The sequence below is a fragment of the Rhizobium acidisoli genome, assembly GCF_002531755.2.
GTDB lineage: Bacteria > Pseudomonadota > Alphaproteobacteria > Rhizobiales > Rhizobiaceae > Rhizobium > Rhizobium acidisoli.
Genome location: NZ_CP034998.1, coordinates 1,011,327 through 1,027,895 on the forward strand (window position 1 = coordinate 1,011,327; position 16,569 = coordinate 1,027,895).

The following is a 16,569-nucleotide window of genomic DNA, read 5'->3' on the forward strand; positions in this document are numbered from 1 at the left end:
GCCGCAACCATCTCAAGGCAAAGGCAGGACCAATTCCGCGCCAGGGACGGGAGCCCTTATGAAGCTTGTAGGCTTTTTCAATCGCGACGGCGGCACCTTCAGGACCACCGACATGCTGGCCTACGAAAAGAGGGCGGAGGAGGCGTTCCGCGACGCGGGGCATGATTTCGACGCCATCGTCTTCTCCGGAAAGGAGATCATTCCTGCCATGGAGCGGGCTGCCCAGCGTGACGATATCGACGGCATCGTCGCCGGCGGCGGCGACGGCACGATTTCAGCCGCGGCATCGATCGCCTGGAAGAACGGCATTGCGCTCGGCGTCGTGCCGGCCGGCACCATGAACCTTTTTGCCCGCTCGCTGCGCGTGCCGCTCGATATCTGGCAGGCGCTCGATGTGCTTGCATCAGGCGAGATCGACAATGTCGATATTGCCAGCGCCAACGGCCGCCCCTTCATCCACCAGTTTTCCGCCGGCCTGCACGCCCGCATGGTGCGCTACCGCAACGCCTACAGCTATCGTTCCCGGCTGGGCAAGATCCGGGCGAGCACGAAGGCGGCTTTGGGTGTCGTGTTCAATCCGCCGGAATTCGAAGTCGAGTTCGAGGCGGCCGGCATGCGGGAGCGCCGCTGGGTGTCGGCAATCTCGGTCTCCAACAATCCTTTCGGCGAAAACGCGCTGCTCTATGCCGATAATCTCAGAACCGGCGAACTCGGCTTCTATACCGCAAATCCGCTAAAACCCCTCGGTGTCGCCCGCCTCGCCATCGACATGCTGCGCGGCAAGGTCCGCGAAAACGCCGACGTCATGGTGATGCACCCGGCCGAAGTGCACTTGCATTTTCCGAAGCTGCGCTCCAAGGCCAATTGCGTGATGGACGGCGAACTGCTGCCGCTTGAACGCAATGTCTCGATCCGGCTGCATCCGGGCGAGTTGAAGGTTCTGGTCAAGCAGGGGCTGGCGGCGCAGGTGGATGAGGCCGAACGGCGCGAGCCCGCCGCGTAAGTCGGCCGCGGCGTAAGCTTCAGAGCCGCGGCAGATAGGTGCGGTAATCGAAATCCGAGACGGTGCGCAGATGCGCGAGTGCTTCCTTGCGCTTGGTGTCGCCATAAAGCGCCTGATAGCGTGCGCCGAAGGTATCGGCGATGAAGGGCGAGGTGCGGAAGGTCTCGACCGCGCTCAGGAAATCATGGGTCAGCCGTGTCGTATCGGCAGGCGTGTGGGCGGGCGTCGTCTCCTCGCCGGGGTCGAGTTCGCTGTCGAGACCAAGCAGCATGCCGCCGAGGATAGCCGCCAGCAGCAGATAGGGATTGGCATCGGCGCCGGCGACGCGGTGCTCGATGCGGGCGGCCGGACCGTCCTTGTCGGGTATGCGGATCGCCGTGCCGCGATGGCCGCTGCCCCAGGTCAGATCGACAGGTGCAAACGAGCCCGGCTGGAAGCGGCGATAGGAATTGGCGAAGGGGGCGAAGATCAGCTGCGCCGCGCGCATCGTGTCGAGTAGGCCTGCCGTCACCGATTTCAGCCGCGTCGGTTCGCCGCCCTTGGCATCGAGAATGTTGCGGCCTTGGCTGTCGATGACGCTCGCATGCACATGCAGGCCGGAGCCGGCATGGTCGGAATAGGGCTTGGCCATGCAGGTCGATTTCAGCTCGTGGCGGCGCGCCGCCTGTTCGGCGATGCGCTTGAGATAGAGGCAGTCGTCGGCGGCCGCCAGCGCATCGGGGCGATGCAGCAGGTTGACCTCGAACTGGCCCGGGCCGAATTCCGCCGTCGTCGCATCCGCCGGCAGTCCCTGCGCCTTGGCATAGGCCCTCAGCGTCTTGAGATAGCCGTCGAGCGCATCGACGGCGCTCATGTCATAGAGCTGGAAACCGTTCGGCTCGCCGCGATAGGTGAGGCTTTCAGGCGGGGAAGGGCGCCCGGTCTCGCGCCAGTCCCCCGACATCACGTAGAATTCCAGTTCGGTGGCGACGACAGGCGTCAGCCCGCGTACCCGATAGCGCTCGACCACCGAAGCCAGGATGGCGCGCGGGTCCATGAAGCTCGGGCTGCCATCGAATTCGTGCATGGTGGCAAGCACCTGCATCGAACCATCCGGCGCCCAAGGCATCGGCGCCAGGCTGCGCCGGTCGGCAACGACCATGCCGTCGGGGTCGCCGATCGTCAGCGACAGGCCGGTAATGTCGTCATTGTCGTCGCCCCAGATGTCGAGCGATTGCGTCGAGGTCGGCAGGCGGATCTCGCCGGCCCAGACCTTGCCTTCGGCGCCTGATGGAAGCTGCTTGCCGCGCAGATCGCCGTTCATGCCGACGATCAGGATCTCGAAACGCGGGTCGTCGCCCTCGGCCTTGCCGTCCATCCTGTCGCTCGCCATGACCTTGAAAATCCTCCGGGACAAGGCCAAGCTCCTATCCCATCGATAGCAGCCTTTCAATCCGCGAGGGTCTTCACCTTATGTCCGATACTTACCCGCCCTCGAACCTTGCCGCGATCGACGCCGCACACCATCTGCATCCCTTCGCCGACATGAAGAAGCTGAATGCCGATGGCACACGCATCATCCAGCGCGGCGAGGGCGTTCATATCTTCGACAATCACGGCAGGAAATATCTCGACGGCTTCGCCGGCCTCTGGTGCGTCAATATCGGCTACGGCCGCCGGGAGATCACTGACGCCGTCGCAAGACAGATGAACGAGCTGCCCTATTACAACACCTTCTTCGGCACGAGTTCGACGCCGGCGACACTGCTTGCCCAGAAGGTCACCTCACACGCCGGAGAACGTTTCAATCACATCTTCTTCACCGGCTCCGGCTCGGAGGCGAACGACACCTGGTTCCGCATGGCCCGCGTCTACTGGAGCGCCGTCGGCAAGCCGTCGAAGAAAATCGTCATAGCAAGGAAGAACGGCTATCACGGTTCAACCGTCGCCGGCGCCAGCCTCGGCGGCATGAAATATATGCACGAGCAGGGCGACCTGCCGATCCCAGGCATCGTCCATATCGGCCAGCCCTACTGGTACGGCGAGGGCGGCGATCTCTCGGCTGATGAATTCGGCCTCAAGATCGCCCGCGAGCTCGAGGCGAAGATCGACGAGCTCGGCGAGGAGAATGTCGCCGCCTTCGTCGCCGAGCCGGTGCAGGGCGCTGCCGGCGTCATCATCCCGCCGGAGACCTACTGGCCGGAGATCGACCGCATCTGCAAGGCGCGCAATATCTTGCTGGTGACCGACGAGGTGATCTGCGGTTTCGGCCGGCTGGGCGCCTGGTTCGGCCACCAGCATTTCGGCGTCGAGCCGGATCTCGCGCCGATCGCCAAGGGGCTGTCCTCCGGCTACCTGCCGATCGGCGGCGTCCTCGTCAGCGACCGCATCGCCGATGTGCTGATCAACGAGGTCGGCGAGTTCAATCACGGTTTCACCTATTCCGGTCATCCGGTCTGCGCGGCCGCCGCCCTCGAAAACCTGCGCATCATCGAGGAGGAGAAACTGGTCGAACGCGTGCGCGACGATATCGGCCCCTATTTCGGCAAGGCCTGGGCAGCACTCGCCGACCATGATCTGGTCGGCGAAGCCGAGAGTATCGGCCTGATGGGCGGCCTGCAGCTTGCCGCCGATAAGAGCACGCGCAGCCGTTTCGACAAACCCGATCAGATCGGTGCCCTGGTGCGCAACCACGCGCTCGCCAACGGCCTCGTGCTGCGGGCCACCGGCGACCGGATGCTGGCCTCGCCACCGCTCGTCATCAGCCATGCGGAGGTAGACGAGATGGCAAGGATTACCAGGCTGGCGCTGGATTTGGCCTGGAAGGAACTGAAATCGTGATTTCGCTCAGCCCGGCTGGTCGATCCAGGCATAGCCGAAACGATAGCGATCGTCGCCGCGCCCGTAGAAATAGGGCACGTCGATCACCAATCCCTCAGGCGCGGAGGCGCCGAGATTGGCTTGCAGCCATTGGGCCATGGCCGGCGGGAGTGCTTCGCTGCCGCCCTTCGGCGGTATCAGCCAGACGAGGAGAAGCGGTCGCCGGCCGGCAAGATCCGGATGGAAGCCGGGATAATCGACGGAGAGGACCGGCACGCCGGGAATATCCTGCCTGAGATTGCCGGCAAGCAGGCTGTCGCCGGCTAGGATCGCCATCGGCTCGGCCTGTTTGCGCAGGTTTTCCAGCATCGTGGCATAGGGCCTGTTCAATCGTTCGTAATGACCGGTGAAGCGTGCGGCCGCGACGCTGCCGTAAAGGGCGGCCGGCACGCCGATCATGATGATGGCGACGGCGACCATGAAACGCCGGAAGGCCCGGCCTGTCGTGACGCCGGCGGCCTCGATCTTCAGGCAGAAATAGAGCGGCAGGATGAAGAGCATCGGCACCAGCCAGCGATCCTTGATGCCGGCCGCGCCGCCGAAGACGATTAGAAAGAGAATGCCGATGAGGAAGACGAGCAGCATCCGCTCGATGAGCCGCGTCCATTCCGAGCCGGCGGTGAGCGCCGGACGCAGGCTCTTGCCGAAGACGATGGCGAAGACTGCCACGGTCAATCCGGCAAAGCTGATGATGGCGAGAGCAAGCGAGCTGACACCCATGGTGACCTGCATGAGATAGCTCGCATCGCCGCTCGCGGTCATCTTCTCCAGCGTGCGGGCGGTGGCGAAATCGAGATTGTCCTTCAGCCAGAAGAGATGCGGCAGGACGATGATCAGCGCCACGACAGCGGTCAGCACCAGCCGCCAATCGAAGATCCGCGCTCGCCAACGCGCATCCGCCAGTGCGGCAATCAGCGCCGCCGCCGGCAGGATGGCGAAATTATATTTGGCCAGTAGGCCGAAGCCGATGCCGATGCCGGCGATCAGATAGGAGGCAAGGCTTGGCTGCTTCAGGCTGCGGATGAAGCCGTAAAAGAAGATGCTGGCCGAGAAGAACACCGCGACCGTATGCGTGAGGTCGCGCTGCATCTCGAAAGCCATCTGCGGGATGGTCAGCAGCCCCAGTGTTGATATCGCCACCAGCGCCTTGTCGCGCAGGAGAAGGCGCGCGGTCAGACCGTAAAGCAGGTAGGAAATGAACAGCAGAAGGTTCTTCACGAGAGAAAGTGCGGCAAGCGAGACGCCTGCAAATTGGAAGACGGTGTATTGAAGCCAGTTGTAGAAGGGCGGCTGCGGGCCGTAACCGGCGGCAAGCCATTGCGAGCGGAAGGCCTGTTCGGCCTCGTCGAGATCGAGCGAATGCGAGGTCGCCAGCCGCACGCCGATCTGGAGCACGAAATAGGCGGCCAGCAGGACGAAAATCCAGCGGATGTCGCGGGTGTCGGTTTCGGTCATCTATCTGGTCCCCGGCTGAACCCAGGCATAACCCAGCGCGAAATTGTCGCCCTGGCGGCCGAAATAATAGGGAAGCGACAGCGAGCCGATCTCCTGCGGCGCAATGCCTGCCGTTGCCAGTGCCGACGAAAATCGTTCCGGCATCACCGCATCGGCGGCTGTCGCCGTCTTCTTACCGCGCCAGACGACCAGCACCGGTCCCTTGGCCTCGGCATAGGCTGATATGCCCGGTGCCGGGAAATCCGGGATGACCACCGGCACGTCGGGAAATTGCAGCCGTATGTTGCCGCCGATATAGGTGTCCGAGGCGATCACCAGCGCCGGTTCCGCCTGCCGCGTCATCTCGCGGGAAAGGCCCGCCATCGGCACGTTCGGCCTGCTGTAGACGCCGAACAGCCCGGCGCCGACGACGCGCAGGCCGAGTGCGATCAGCACGCAGGCCATCAGCACCGGCAGCACCGGCCGGAGGCGCCGCAGCCCGGCGGAAAGGTCGATGCCGGCCGCCTGCATCTTCGCCAGGAAATAGATCGGCAGCACCAGCAGGAACGGGTCGAGCCAGCGCTCGCGCACGGTGGTGGAACCGGTGAAGAGCACGATGAGAACGATGCCGGCAAGACTTGCGAGCATCATCCGCTCCATCATCCCGGTCCAGCGGTTGCCGGCCGAAAGAGCACGGACAAAATCCCGGCGGAAGGTGGCGGCAAAGATGGCGACCGGCAGGGCCGCAAAGGCGATGATGGCGACAACGAAGGCGATGAGGCCTTTGCCGGCTCGCGCGATGCCGGCCGGTTCGTTGCCGGCCGCCATCTTGACCAGAGTATCGGAGGAGGCGAATGCGAGATTGTCCCGCAGCCAGATCGCGTGCGGCAGGATGATGACGAGCGCGACGGTGATCGCCGCCAGCATGCGCCAGTCGAACGCCCTGCGCCGCCATTCGGCATCCGGCAGGATGGCGATCAAGGCCGCGGCCGGCATCAGCGCGAAATTATATTTCGAGATCAGGCCGATGCCTGTGGCAAGCCCGAGCAGCAGATAGCTGCCGATATCGGGCCGGTCGAGGGTGCGGAAGAAGCCGTAGAGAAACAATGCGCTGGCAAAGAGCAGCGCCGTCGTGTGGGTCAGATCCTGCTGGGCCATAAAGGAGACCTGGGGCAGGGTGATCAGCGCCAGCATGCCGACGGCGGCAAGCGCCTGATCCTTCAAGGCTTCGCGCCCGGCAAGGCCGTAAAAGAGGTAGCACAGGAAAAGCAGGATGTTCTTCGGCACGATCAGCGCACCGATCGACATGCCCGTCACCGAAACGACGGCATATTGCATCCAGTTATAGAAGGGCGGCTGCGGGCCGTAGCCCGCCAGCAGATATTGCGAGAAGAAGGATTGCTCTGCCTCGTCGAGCTCCAGCGAATGCGGAAGCGCGATGCGCAGCACGATGTTGAGCACGAAATAGGCCGCAAGCAGCAGGCCCGCGGTTTTGATCGTCCTCGTCGCGCGCTCCAGCATCGTGCTGCCGGCTTAGGCTTGGCTTCGATCGTCGAAGATCTGCCGCACGATATAATTCGGAGAGGCGTCGTCGCGATAATAGGTGCGCGCGATCATCTCCGCCAGGATGCCTGTAGTGATCATCTGTACCGACGACAGCAGCAGCACGACGCCGACCATCAGCATCGGGCGCGTGCCGATGTCGTTGCCCATGATGAATTTGTCGAAGCCGAGATAGAGGAGGATCAGCATGGCGACCGCGCCGAGGCCGAGACCGAGCGAGCCGAAGAAATGCCCGGGCCGTGCCTTGTAGCGCATGAAGAACATCACCGACAGCAGGTCGAGGATGACGCGGAAGGTGCGCGAAATACCGTATTTCGAAACGCCGTGTTCGCGGGCATGGTGGGTGACGGTCATCTCGCCGATACGCGAGCTCGGGACGACGCCGGCCACCCAGGCCGGGATGAAGCGGTGCATTTCGCCCATCAGCTTCACCTGCTTGATGATCGAGGCGCGGTAGATCTTCAGGCTGCAGCCGTAATCGTGCAGCTTCACGCCGGTGATCCGGCCGATCAGGTAATTGGCGCACCAGGAGGGGATCTTGCGCAAGAACAGACCGTCCTTGCGGTTCTTGCGCCATCCCACAAGGAGGTCGAGTTCACGCCGTTCCAGTTCGGCGACCATCGAAGGAATGTCCTTCGGATCGTTCTGCAGGTCGCCGTCCATCGTTGCGATCAGGCGGCCCTGGGCGGTGTCGATACCGGCCTGCATGGCGGCAGTCTGGCCGAAGTTGCGCTGCAGCTCGACGATCCTGAGCGTCAGCCCTTCGCGTCCGACGAATTTGCGGGCGTTGACGAGCGTCGCATCCGTGCTGCCGTCGTCGATGAGGATCAGCTCCCAGCGATGGGGATAGCCGGCCATCGCAGCCACGACACGCTCGACGAGCGGGCCGACGCTATCCTCTTCGTTGAAAATGGGCACGACCAGCGACAGCTCGAGCGATTGTACCGGATCATTCGTACCGCGCATGGGCTCAACGGTTGTCTGCAACTTTCATCTCCAAAAGGCCGGACGGCCAGGCAATCCTTACTGCCGCCGCCGCACTTGCGGAAGGCTAGTACATGAAGTGTCCACCGGTTGCCAGCCGGCAATGCCGGTTTCCCCGCAATCGGCTGACCTGTGGGAACGCTATTTCGCGCCTCCCTCCACCCAGGAATAACCGATGGAGAAACTGTGTTTGCCGTCACCGAAGAGATAGGGCAGCGTCAACGTGTTCAATTCCTGCAGATGAATGCCCGATCTCACGAGATCGTTGGCAAAACCGGGAGAGATTGTCGGGTCATCGGCGGTCTCGCCGCGCCAGATAACCAGCACCGGCCCCTTCGCAGTCGCATATTCGGGAACCCCGGAACCCGGGAAGAACGGTATCACCACCGGAACATCGGGTAGTTGAAGCCTCATATTGCCGGCGACGAACTTTGTCCCAGCCACGATGAGAACCGGCTTGCGGGTCGCGGTCAGTTCGGCGACGTAGCCGGCGAAGGGGACGTTCGTTCTCGTATAGGTGCCGATGTATTGAATGCCGATGATCCGGAAGAGAAGGATCGACAGGATGATGACCATGAACATCGGCACCACGGGGCGGAAGCGAGCAAGGCCGGCGGAAAGATCGACATCCGCGGTTTTCAGTTTCAGGAACAGATAGATCGGCAGGACGAGCAGGCAGGGGTCGAGCCAGCGCTCGTGAATATCGCTTGCGCCGGCGACGAGGATCACGCCGACGAATGCGAGCAGGCTGACGAGCATCATCCGCTCGATCACCCGGATTATCGGGCTGGAGGAGGAGAGCGCGCGAAAGAAATCCCGCCGGAAGGCGGCGGCAAGCAGAACGATCGGCAATGCGACGAAGCCGAGGACGGCGATGATGAGAGATAACAGTCCCTGCCCGATACGGGGGATGCCGGCAGGCGCCACATGTTCGGCGGTCATCCGCTCCAGCGTCGGCGCAGAGGCGCTGAGGAGATTGTCGGGCAGCCAGAGCGCATGCGGAAGCACGATCAGGATGGCGACGACGATCGCCGGCAGCAAACGCCAGTCGATGAGGCGGCTGCGCCACTCCCGGTCCGGCAGCACGGCGATGAGCGCTGAGGCCGGCAGGATGGCGAAATTATATTTCGAGATCAGCCCAATGCCGGTGGCGATGCCGATGACGAGGAAGCTTGTAATCGTCGGCTGCCGCAGCGTGCGGAAAAAACCGAAGAGGAAGAGCGAGGTCGCAAACAAGAGGGCGACGGTATGGGTCAATTCGCGCTGCGCCATCAGACCCACCTGCGGCAGCGTAATCAGGCTCAGCATGGCGACGGCTGCCAGCGAACGGTTCTTCAGCACCTCGCGGGCGGCAAGCCCGTAGAACACATAGCAGCCGAAGAGAATGATGTTCTTGGGAACCGAGAGCACCCACATCGATATGCCGGTCACCGAAACGATGGCATATTGTATCCAGTTGTAGAAGGGCGGCTGCGGGCCGTAGCCGGCAAGCAGGTATTGTGAGTAGAAGGATTGCTCAGCCTCGTCGAGATCGAGCGTATGCGGCAAGGCGATGCGAAGCGCGATATTGAGCAGGAAATAGGCTGCCAGAAAAATGCTTGCGCTCGGAATGCTTCTGGTAATCCGCTCCAACATCGATCTCCACGTCAAGCCGGCAAGGCGTGTGATTTACCGGTCAGCGCTCGCATCGTCGGCGGGGAAGCGGCTTCGCCGCCATTACCCCATCAACTCCGCCGTTGTGCGCAACCGTCATTTCTCCTAAAAGGCCTGGCGAACGGGGCCGATGCCGACGCCAAGCGAGGAATGCCTACTACATGAAGAGTTCGATCGTTGAAAGCCGGCAATCCTGGTTTATGCGCAATCGCATGACGGTGCTGACGGTCGTCATTGTCGCAGCCTATGCCCTCTTCATCCAATGGTTCTGGGGTTGGCCTGTCATTATCCGGCAATGGGCCGATGTCGGCGCCGGCCCGGTGATCGGCGCGCTGGTGCTGTTGACGAGCACCTATTTCCTGCGCACCTGGCGCATCTATGACTATTTTCCGAAGGAGACGGCCGGCCGGTTCGCGGTCCTCTTCCGCGTCACACAGATCCACAACCTGTTGAACATCATGCTGCCCTTCCGCACCGGCGAGACCAGCTTTCCGCTGCTGATGCGCTCGGAGTTCGGCATTCCGCTGACGCGGGCAACCTCGGCACTCCTCGTCATGCGGCTGCTCGACCTGCACGCGCTTGTCGCCGCCGCCGGCATCGGTTTTGCCGTTGCCTCCGCCGATCCGATTATTGCCTGGTCGCTTTGGACCGGCTTTCTGCTGCTGCCGGTCGCAGCCTTTGCCGCCCGCAAGCCGCTGCTGCGCCTCGCCGCCAGGCTGCTGCCGGAAAAGGCACAGAAATTCGTCGCCGAGATCGAAAACGGTTTGCCGCTCGATGCCGTCGCCTTTGCGCGCGCCTGGGCGATGACCATCGTCAACTGGCTGGTGAAGGTGATGGTGCTGGCCTGGGCACTCGGCCTGATGGGCGTGCTGCCGATGGCGGCAAGCTTCGGCGGTGCGCTCGGCGGCGAGCTCTCCTCCGTGCTGCCGGTCCATGCGCCGGGCGGCGTCGGCACCTATCCGGCCGGCATCACCGCCGGCGCCATTGCTCTCGGGGCTTCGAGCGAGCGGCTGGCGCTGGCCGCGCTCGCCCAAGCGAGCGTCAATGCCCACCTGCTGATCATCGTCTCGGCGCTCACCGGCACGGCGATCTCACTGCCGCTCGGGCGTCGCGGCAAGCTCTGAAATCCGTTTTCTGAGAAATGCCTGCTCCGGCTCCTGCCGGCAGAGCGACAGCGCTTTCTCATAGGCTGCGATCGCCTCCTGCCGCCGGCCGAGGCGGCGCAGGAAATCGGCGCGCGCCGAATGGGCGAGATGATAGGTCTGCAGCTCCCGGCGTTCCAGAATGGCATCGATCAGTTCCAGCCCCTTCGCCGGCCCCTCTGCCATCGCGATCGCCACGGCCCGGTTGAGTTCGACGATCGGCGAGGGCTGGGCCGCCAGAAGCAGATCGTAATAGAAGGCGATCCGTCGCCAGTCGGTCTCTTCCGCAACCGGTGCCCTGGCATGCTCCGCGGCGATCGCCGCCTGCAGCGTATAGCTGCCGACCTCTCCCGCTCTCATGGCTTCGGCAAGCAGCGCCAGACCTTCCGCAATCTTCGCATGATCCCAGAGCGAGCGGTCCTGATCGGCAAGCAGCACCAGCGCGCCCCGCTCGCTGCTGCGGGCGGCGCGGCGGGAATCCTGCAGCAGCATCAGCGCCAGCAGGCCGGAGACGTCGGGATGCGGCAGCAGCGCCAGAAGCAGCCGCGCCAGACGTATCGCCTCTGCGGTCAGGTCGGCACGGACCACGTCTTCGCCCGAAGAAGCGGAATAGCCCTCGTTGAAGACGAGGTAGATCACGTGCAGCACCTGGTCGAGCCGCTGCGGCAGCGCCTCGTGGCCCGGCACCTCATAGGGTATCTTCTCCGCCCGGATCCTGCCTTTGGCGCGCACGATCCGCTGGGCGACCGTCGGCGCCGGCACGAGAAAGGCATAGGCGATTTCTTCGGTGGTCAGTCCGCAGATTTCCCGAAGCGCCATTGCCATCTGCGCATCGGCGGGAATGGCGGGGTGGCAGCAGGTGAAGATCAGCCGCAGCATATCGTCCTCGATCGGTTCCATGTCGCCGATGTAAGTTGCTTCGGGCGTATAGAGGCTGTCCTCGATGTGGTGCTGGGAGGCATCGAAACGCGCTCGCCGCCGGATCGTGTCGATCGCCTTGAAGCGGCCCGCCGAGACCAGCCAGGCAAAAGGGTTGCCGGGAATGCCGTCCGCCGGCCATGTCCGCGCCGCCGCGGCAAAGGCGTCGTGGAGCGCTTCCTCGGCCCGGTCGAAATCGCCGAGCAGACGGATCAGCGTCGCCAGCACCCGGCGCGACTGTGTTCGGTAGATCTCCTCGATCACGTTTTCCAATCTGGCACCTCAGTCCGGCAGCGTCAGCATCCGCACCGGCCGCAGCTCGACCGCGCCGAAGCGCGCCGAGGGGATCCGCCCGGCAATCTCTTTTGCCGCCGCCATGTCAGGCGCTTCGATGACGTAGAAGCCGGCCAGATGCTCTTTCGTCTCGACATAGGGACCGTCGGTCGCAGATAGCGCATTGTTTCGGACACGCAGCACGGTGGCCTTGTCGGGCATCTCAAGCGCGTCGGCATGGATCATGATGCCGTCGCGGCGCAGTTCCTCGTCGAAGGCGAAATGCGCTTTGATAAGGTCATCGGTTTCATCGGGTGTCAGCGTACCGTCGGTATCGGCGCAATTATAGATCAGGCAGATGTAGCGCATGCCTATCTCCCATCCTGGATGGAATAGGCCGGACGCACTTCGATCGAGCAATATTTGAGGATGGGAAAACTGGACGCGATGGTCTTCGCCTCCTCGATATTCTCGGCTTCTACAAGCACAAAACCGCCGAGATGTTCTTTGATTTCGGCAAACGGGCCATCGGTCGCGGAGACTTCGCCATTGTGCAGCCGGACCGTGATCGCCGTTGACGGCTCATGCAAGGCAAACGCCGCTTGTAGATGACCGCTCTCGCGCCAGCGATTGTCGCTGGCGATGCACTCCTGTGTGAGCGCATCCCATTCGCTCTGAGGGACCAGCTTGCTTTTTTCGGTGTCGAACCAGATCTGGCATAAAAACTTCATTAGTTCCTCCTCATTGAGCTGCGAATTCGTGGATGGGCCGCACCTCGATCGCGCCGAGCTTGGCAAGCGGGATGCCGGCGGCGATGCGGATCGCATCGTTGAGATCCTTGGCCTCGATCAGGATGAAGCCACCGAGTGCCTCCTTGGTCTCGACGAAGGGACCGTCCGTGACCGACATTTCGCCGCCGCGCACCCGGACCGTCACCGCCGATTTCGGCGGCTGCAGCGCCTGGGCGACGATCATGTTTCCGCTATCGCCGAGGTCCTTGTCGTAGTTCAGCGAATTCGCGTCGAGCTCGGCCTTCTCTTCTTTCGTCATGGCGTCGAGTATCGCGCCGTCGAACCACACCTGACAGAGATATTTCATCGCAGGCAGCCTCCTTTGCCGTGTTCCATACCCCTGGACGAACGACCTCCGTGCATTTCGACAGCGGTGGAAAAAATCTTTTGTGCCGGTCGGCTGTCGAAATCGCAAGGCAGCACTCGACAAGGCTTCATCGAAACCTGTCGAGGAGAACGGCAATGACTATTCTTGAAATCGCCCTGGCAAGCCAGATCTGGGCACGCCGCCATGCAAAGCGTCAGGCTGAGTTCGACGAAAGCGACGGGCTGAAGATTCTCCAGCGCACCGCTTTCGCCTTCGTCGCTTTCACCCTGCTGATAGCAGGGCTGAACCTTGCCGCCGGCAGACCGCAGATGCTTGCGGATCACCCGGCGCCTGTTGTGGCGGGACGGTGAGGAAACCGCCTATTGGAAGGCGGTTTCGAAGAAGCTGCGCAGCTTGCGCGAATGCAGCGCTTCCGTCGGCATGGCGGCAAGCTTCTGCACGGCGCGGATGCCGATCTGCAGATGCTGGTTGACCTGCGTGCGGTAGAAGGCCGTCGCCATGCCCGGCAGCTTCAATTCGCCGTGCAGCGGCTTGTCGGAGACGCAGAGTAGCGTGCCGTAGGGCACACGGAAGCGGAAGCCGTTGGCGGCGATCGTCGCCGATTCCATGTCGAGCGCGATGGCGCGCGCCTGGGAAAGCCGCTTCACCGGCCCGCGCTGGTCGCGCAGTTCCCAGTTGCGGTTGTCGATGGTGCCGACGGTGCCGGTGCGCATGATGCGTTTCAGCTCGAAGCCCTCGTAACCGGTGATTTCGGCAACGGCGGCTTCCAGCGCCACCTGTACCTCGGCGAGTGCCGGGATCGGCACCCAGACCGGCAGGTCGTCGTCGAGAACGTGGTCCTCGCGCATATAGGCATGGGCAAGAACATAGTCGCCGAGCCGCTGGCTGTTACGCAGGCCGGCGCAATGGCCGAGCATCAGCCAGGCATGCGGGCGCAGCACGGCGACGTGGTCTGTGATCGTCTTGGCGTTGGAGGGGCCGACGCCGATATTGATCATGGTGATCCCGGCATGGCCCTTCTTCTTCAGATGGTAGGCCGGCATCTGCGGCAGGCGGGTCAGCGCCGCATCCGTTTCCGGCGCGCTCGAGCCAGGCAGGGTGACGACATTGCCAGGCTCGACGAAGGCGGTGTACCCGTCGCCGCCCTCCGCCATCAGCTTGCGCGCCCAGCTGCAGAATTCGTCGATATAGAACTGGTAGTTCGTAAACAGCACGAAATTCTGGAAATGCTCGGCATGCGTGGCGGTATAATGCGACAGACGGGCGAGCGAATAGTCGATGCGTTGCGCGGTGAACGGCGCAAGCGGCGAGGGCTCTCCGGGCGGCGGGATATATTCGCCATTGGCGATCTCGTCATCGGTGGTGTTGAGATCCGGCGTGTCGAAAATATCGCGCATCGGAATGTCGATGAAGGCGTTGGTCGATGCTTCCACATGCGCACCCTCGCCGAAGGCGAAGTGCAAGGGGATCGGCGTCGTTGATTCCGAGACGATGACCGGAACATTGTGGCTCTTCACCAGGAGCGCCAGCTGCTCCTTCAAATAATGCTTGAAGAGCTTCGGCCGGGTGACCGTCGTCGTATAGATGCCCGGTGCCGTGACGTGGCCGTAGGAAAGGCGCGAATCGACGTGGCCGAAGCTTGTCGTCTCGATGCTGACCTGGGGATAGAAAGCACGGTAGCGCGAGGAGATCGGAGCGCCCTGCGCAAGCTCGGTGAAGCTCTTGATCAGGAACGCCGTATTGCGCTCGTAAAGCGCCGTCAGCGCTTCCACCGCCTTGGCAGGATCATCAAAGCTCTGAGGCTGGAAAGGGGGTGGTGAGCATATGTCGAGCGGCGACAAAGGGGAGATTCGTTTGTTCATGACGCATTATAGAGACTTGTTTTTGACAAGCAAACGACGCGCGCCGACGGAATCCGATTATTTTATCCTCTTTGGTGTCGGATATCGTCAGTGCACCGATGGCGCGCAGAAAGTGCCGTTTCGTTCCAGGCAGGTATAGCTCGCCCCGAAATGCGACTGGGCACCACCGCCGCCATTATGCACCACCACCGCCGAAAACGTGACGGCGAAGATCGCCGCAAACAGTGTGATAATGCTGAACCGTTTTGCCAGAATATACATGTCCATCGCCGTTCCCCCGATACGCAACTCTATCGTGACAACAGTTTTGCCATGGGGCGGCTGAATGAGTGCTGAGATGCCGGTTCATCCACCGTTCAGCTTGCCGGGCACGCGCGGGGCAGGATTGGGAGAGAATCTACGCGGGTTTACCAAGCCACGCTCAACGTGTTCGGCTTTGCCGGATCGCTCGGGCAAGGGGTCGGAAAGACCGCGGGGATGCCGGTGCATCGGCATCCCCGCGTCTGATGATCGTTGCCCGGCTGCCTTATGCGCTCAGAGCCGCGTCCAGGTCTGTGACTTGCAGAGCACTTTCATCACGCAGCCCTGCATCCTCAGCGAATTGCCGGAAATCTTGCCCGAGCCGCTATAGGTCTTGTCGGCGGCCGGGTCGGTGATCTCCCCGGCATAGCTGCCGCCGGTTCCCGCAAGCGTGCCAATCTTCCGGCCGGCATATTTACCGGTCTTCAACGTCACGCAATAACTGCCACCACAGGAGACGATCACTGCCGTATCGCCGGCCGCTGTCTTCCAGCTGCCGACGATCGGCTCCTCAGCATGGGCGATGCCCGCGATCATTGCGATGGCGCTGGCGAGAACGAAGCTGCGGATCATCTTTTCCTCCATGATGTCCCTGATCGGGGGCGAAATTAACTGACGCGAACGTAAAGGTAAATATGCGTGGTCATTTTCCATGCCACTGCATGTCGCCCGGAAGGGTGCAGCGGTTCCGGGATAACGACAGCATAAAAACAACAAGCTTTTCCGGCGGAAAAAGCGCTGAGAAAAAATCCGGCGGCGGCCTTTTAAATATCGGCTGCTGATTTCATGATGAACGATCCCTTTATTTTCAGATCTGAATCTTTCGTAAAATTCGAGCGAAAGTCCTTAAGCTGCAAGGCATCTGATGTTTAACAAAAACCCAAATTTACCAAGCATTTGCACTTTGTTTGTCTCAAATTAATCATGGATTTTAGGCGTTTTTTGAAAGCCGTTCGGCATAGTGAAGCCATCAAACGAGCGGGGCAAACCCGCCGGACCGCAAGGGCCGCAAGCCGCGATAGACGGCAAGGCCCGGAGGTAAAACAGGGTAAGTCATAAACAGGCTAACAGGGATAAAACCGATGGCACGCTTTGAAATGCACAATGCTGAAACGGCCACCATGGGTGGCGACAACAGCGCCGATGTCTTCTGTGAAATGGGTCTGATGTATGCGACCGGCCGCGGCTGCGAAGTCGATCTCGTCGCAGCCCACAAATGGCTGAACATCGCCGCAATCAAGGGCAACGACCGCGCCGCCGAGCTTCGTGCGGATGTGGCCGCCGCCATGGACAAGATGCAGATCGTGGCGGCGCTGCGCGCCGCCCGCGAGTGGATGACCGTCCACTGACCCCATCCTGCCGACACGGTGGGAATGGATATAAGAACCTCGGAAAGAGCGGAGCCGGCAGGGCGCTTTCAACAGGCCCGACGCCAGGAGAACGGAACCGCGGTCGGATC

General features: G+C 62.2%; 17 protein-coding genes. 5 read left to right on the forward strand and 12 right to left on the reverse strand.

Going from position 1 to position 16,569, the window contains the following annotated elements; all coding sequences use genetic code 11:
- The first annotated feature begins 58 nt into the window (after positions 1-58).
- Entirely contained in the window at positions 59-1,003 is a 945-nt protein-coding gene (locus tag CO657_RS05075) for a diacylglycerol/lipid kinase family protein (RefSeq protein WP_054181731.1), read from the forward strand.
- 19 nt (positions 1,004-1,022) lie between these two features.
- Here CO657_RS05075 and CO657_RS05080 read toward each other — a convergent pair whose 3' ends face one another.
- Entirely contained in the window at positions 1,023-2,375 is a 1,353-nt protein-coding gene (locus CO657_RS05080; RefSeq protein ID WP_054181732.1) for a glutamine synthetase family protein, read from the reverse strand.
- 80 nt (positions 2,376-2,455) lie between these two features.
- Between CO657_RS05080 and CO657_RS05085 the strand changes: the two genes are divergently transcribed.
- Positions 2,456-3,823 (forward strand): aspartate aminotransferase family protein, encoded by a 1,368-nt coding sequence (locus CO657_RS05085; protein WP_054181733.1) that lies wholly within the window; start codon positions 2,456-2,458, stop codon positions 3,821-3,823.
- Positions 3,824-3,829: 6 nt separating this feature from the next.
- On the opposite strand, the gene CO657_RS05090 is transcribed toward CO657_RS05085, so the two are convergent.
- The 4 genes from CO657_RS05090 to CO657_RS05105 form a co-directional block, all read right to left on the reverse strand.
- On the reverse strand, positions 3,830-5,317 hold the full coding sequence (locus CO657_RS05090; protein WP_054181734.1) for an ArnT family glycosyltransferase: 1,488 nt from the start codon (positions 5,315-5,317) through the stop codon (positions 3,830-3,832).
- On the reverse strand, positions 5,318-6,817 hold the full coding sequence (locus tag CO657_RS05095; RefSeq protein ID WP_054181735.1) for a glycosyltransferase family 39 protein: 1,500 nt from the start codon (positions 6,815-6,817) through the stop codon (positions 5,318-5,320).
- 12 nt (positions 6,818-6,829) lie between these two features.
- On the reverse strand, positions 6,830-7,846 hold the full coding sequence (locus CO657_RS05100; RefSeq protein WP_054181736.1) for a glycosyltransferase family 2 protein: 1,017 nt from the start codon (positions 7,844-7,846) through the stop codon (positions 6,830-6,832).
- Between the two features lie 138 nt (positions 7,847-7,984).
- Positions 7,985-9,478 carry an ArnT family glycosyltransferase gene (locus CO657_RS05105; protein ID WP_054181737.1) on the reverse strand — a complete coding sequence of 498 codons (1,494 nt, stop codon included), beginning with the start codon at positions 9,476-9,478 and terminating at the stop codon, positions 7,985-7,987.
- 179 nt (positions 9,479-9,657) lie between these two features.
- On the opposite strand from CO657_RS05105, the gene CO657_RS05110 reads away from it, so the two are divergent.
- Positions 9,658-10,620, forward strand: coding sequence for a lysylphosphatidylglycerol synthase domain-containing protein (locus tag CO657_RS05110; protein WP_003587637.1), 963 nt, complete (start codon positions 9,658-9,660; stop codon positions 10,618-10,620).
- On the opposite strand, the gene CO657_RS05115 is transcribed toward CO657_RS05110, so the two are convergent.
- From CO657_RS05115 to CO657_RS05130, 4 genes are read right to left on the reverse strand one after another with little or no spacing between them, the layout of a single operon-like run.
- Positions 10,588-11,829: an RNA polymerase sigma factor gene (locus tag CO657_RS05115; protein WP_054181738.1), complete on the reverse strand. Its 1,242-nt coding sequence runs from the start codon at positions 11,827-11,829 to the stop codon at positions 10,588-10,590. The genes CO657_RS05110 and CO657_RS05115 overlap by 33 nt on opposite strands.
- Positions 11,830-11,838: 9 nt before the next feature.
- A complete protein-coding gene (locus CO657_RS05120) occupies positions 11,839-12,198 on the reverse strand; it encodes a YciI family protein (RefSeq protein WP_054181739.1) in 360 nt (119 codons plus the stop codon).
- 2 nt (positions 12,199-12,200) lie between these two features.
- Positions 12,201-12,560: a YciI family protein gene (locus CO657_RS05125; RefSeq protein WP_054181740.1), complete on the reverse strand. Its 360-nt coding sequence runs from the start codon at positions 12,558-12,560 to the stop codon at positions 12,201-12,203.
- Between the two features lie 10 nt (positions 12,561-12,570).
- Positions 12,571-12,927 carry a YciI family protein gene (locus tag CO657_RS05130; protein WP_054181741.1) on the reverse strand — a complete coding sequence of 119 codons (357 nt, stop codon included), beginning with the start codon at positions 12,925-12,927 and terminating at the stop codon, positions 12,571-12,573.
- A 155-nt stretch (positions 12,928-13,082) separates the two neighbouring features.
- On the opposite strand from CO657_RS05130, the gene CO657_RS05135 reads away from it, so the two are divergent.
- The gene (locus CO657_RS05135) at positions 13,083-13,298 is read left to right on the forward strand and encodes a hypothetical protein (RefSeq protein ID WP_054181742.1); all 216 of its coding nucleotides are present in this window, start codon (positions 13,083-13,085) and stop codon (positions 13,296-13,298) included.
- A gap of 9 nt (positions 13,299-13,307) precedes the next feature.
- On the opposite strand, the gene CO657_RS05140 is transcribed toward CO657_RS05135, so the two are convergent.
- From CO657_RS05140 to CO657_RS05150, 3 genes are all read right to left on the reverse strand, one after another.
- A complete protein-coding gene (locus tag CO657_RS05140) occupies positions 13,308-14,810 on the reverse strand; it encodes an AMP nucleosidase (protein WP_054181743.1) in 1,503 nt (500 codons plus the stop codon).
- An 87-nt stretch (positions 14,811-14,897) separates the two neighbouring features.
- Positions 14,898-15,077, reverse strand: coding sequence for a hypothetical protein (locus CO657_RS05145; RefSeq protein ID WP_003587629.1), 180 nt, complete (start codon positions 15,075-15,077; stop codon positions 14,898-14,900).
- Positions 15,078-15,344: 267 nt separating this feature from the next.
- Complete coding sequence (locus CO657_RS05150; protein ID WP_003587628.1) at positions 15,345-15,683, reverse strand: DUF2147 domain-containing protein; 339 nt, start codon at positions 15,681-15,683, stop codon at positions 15,345-15,347.
- A gap of 509 nt (positions 15,684-16,192) precedes the next feature.
- Here CO657_RS05150 and CO657_RS05155 point away from each other — a divergent pair.
- Entirely contained in the window at positions 16,193-16,459 is a 267-nt protein-coding gene (locus CO657_RS05155; RefSeq protein ID WP_003569238.1) for an SEL1-like repeat protein, read from the forward strand.
- Positions 16,460-16,569: the final 110 nt, after the last annotated feature.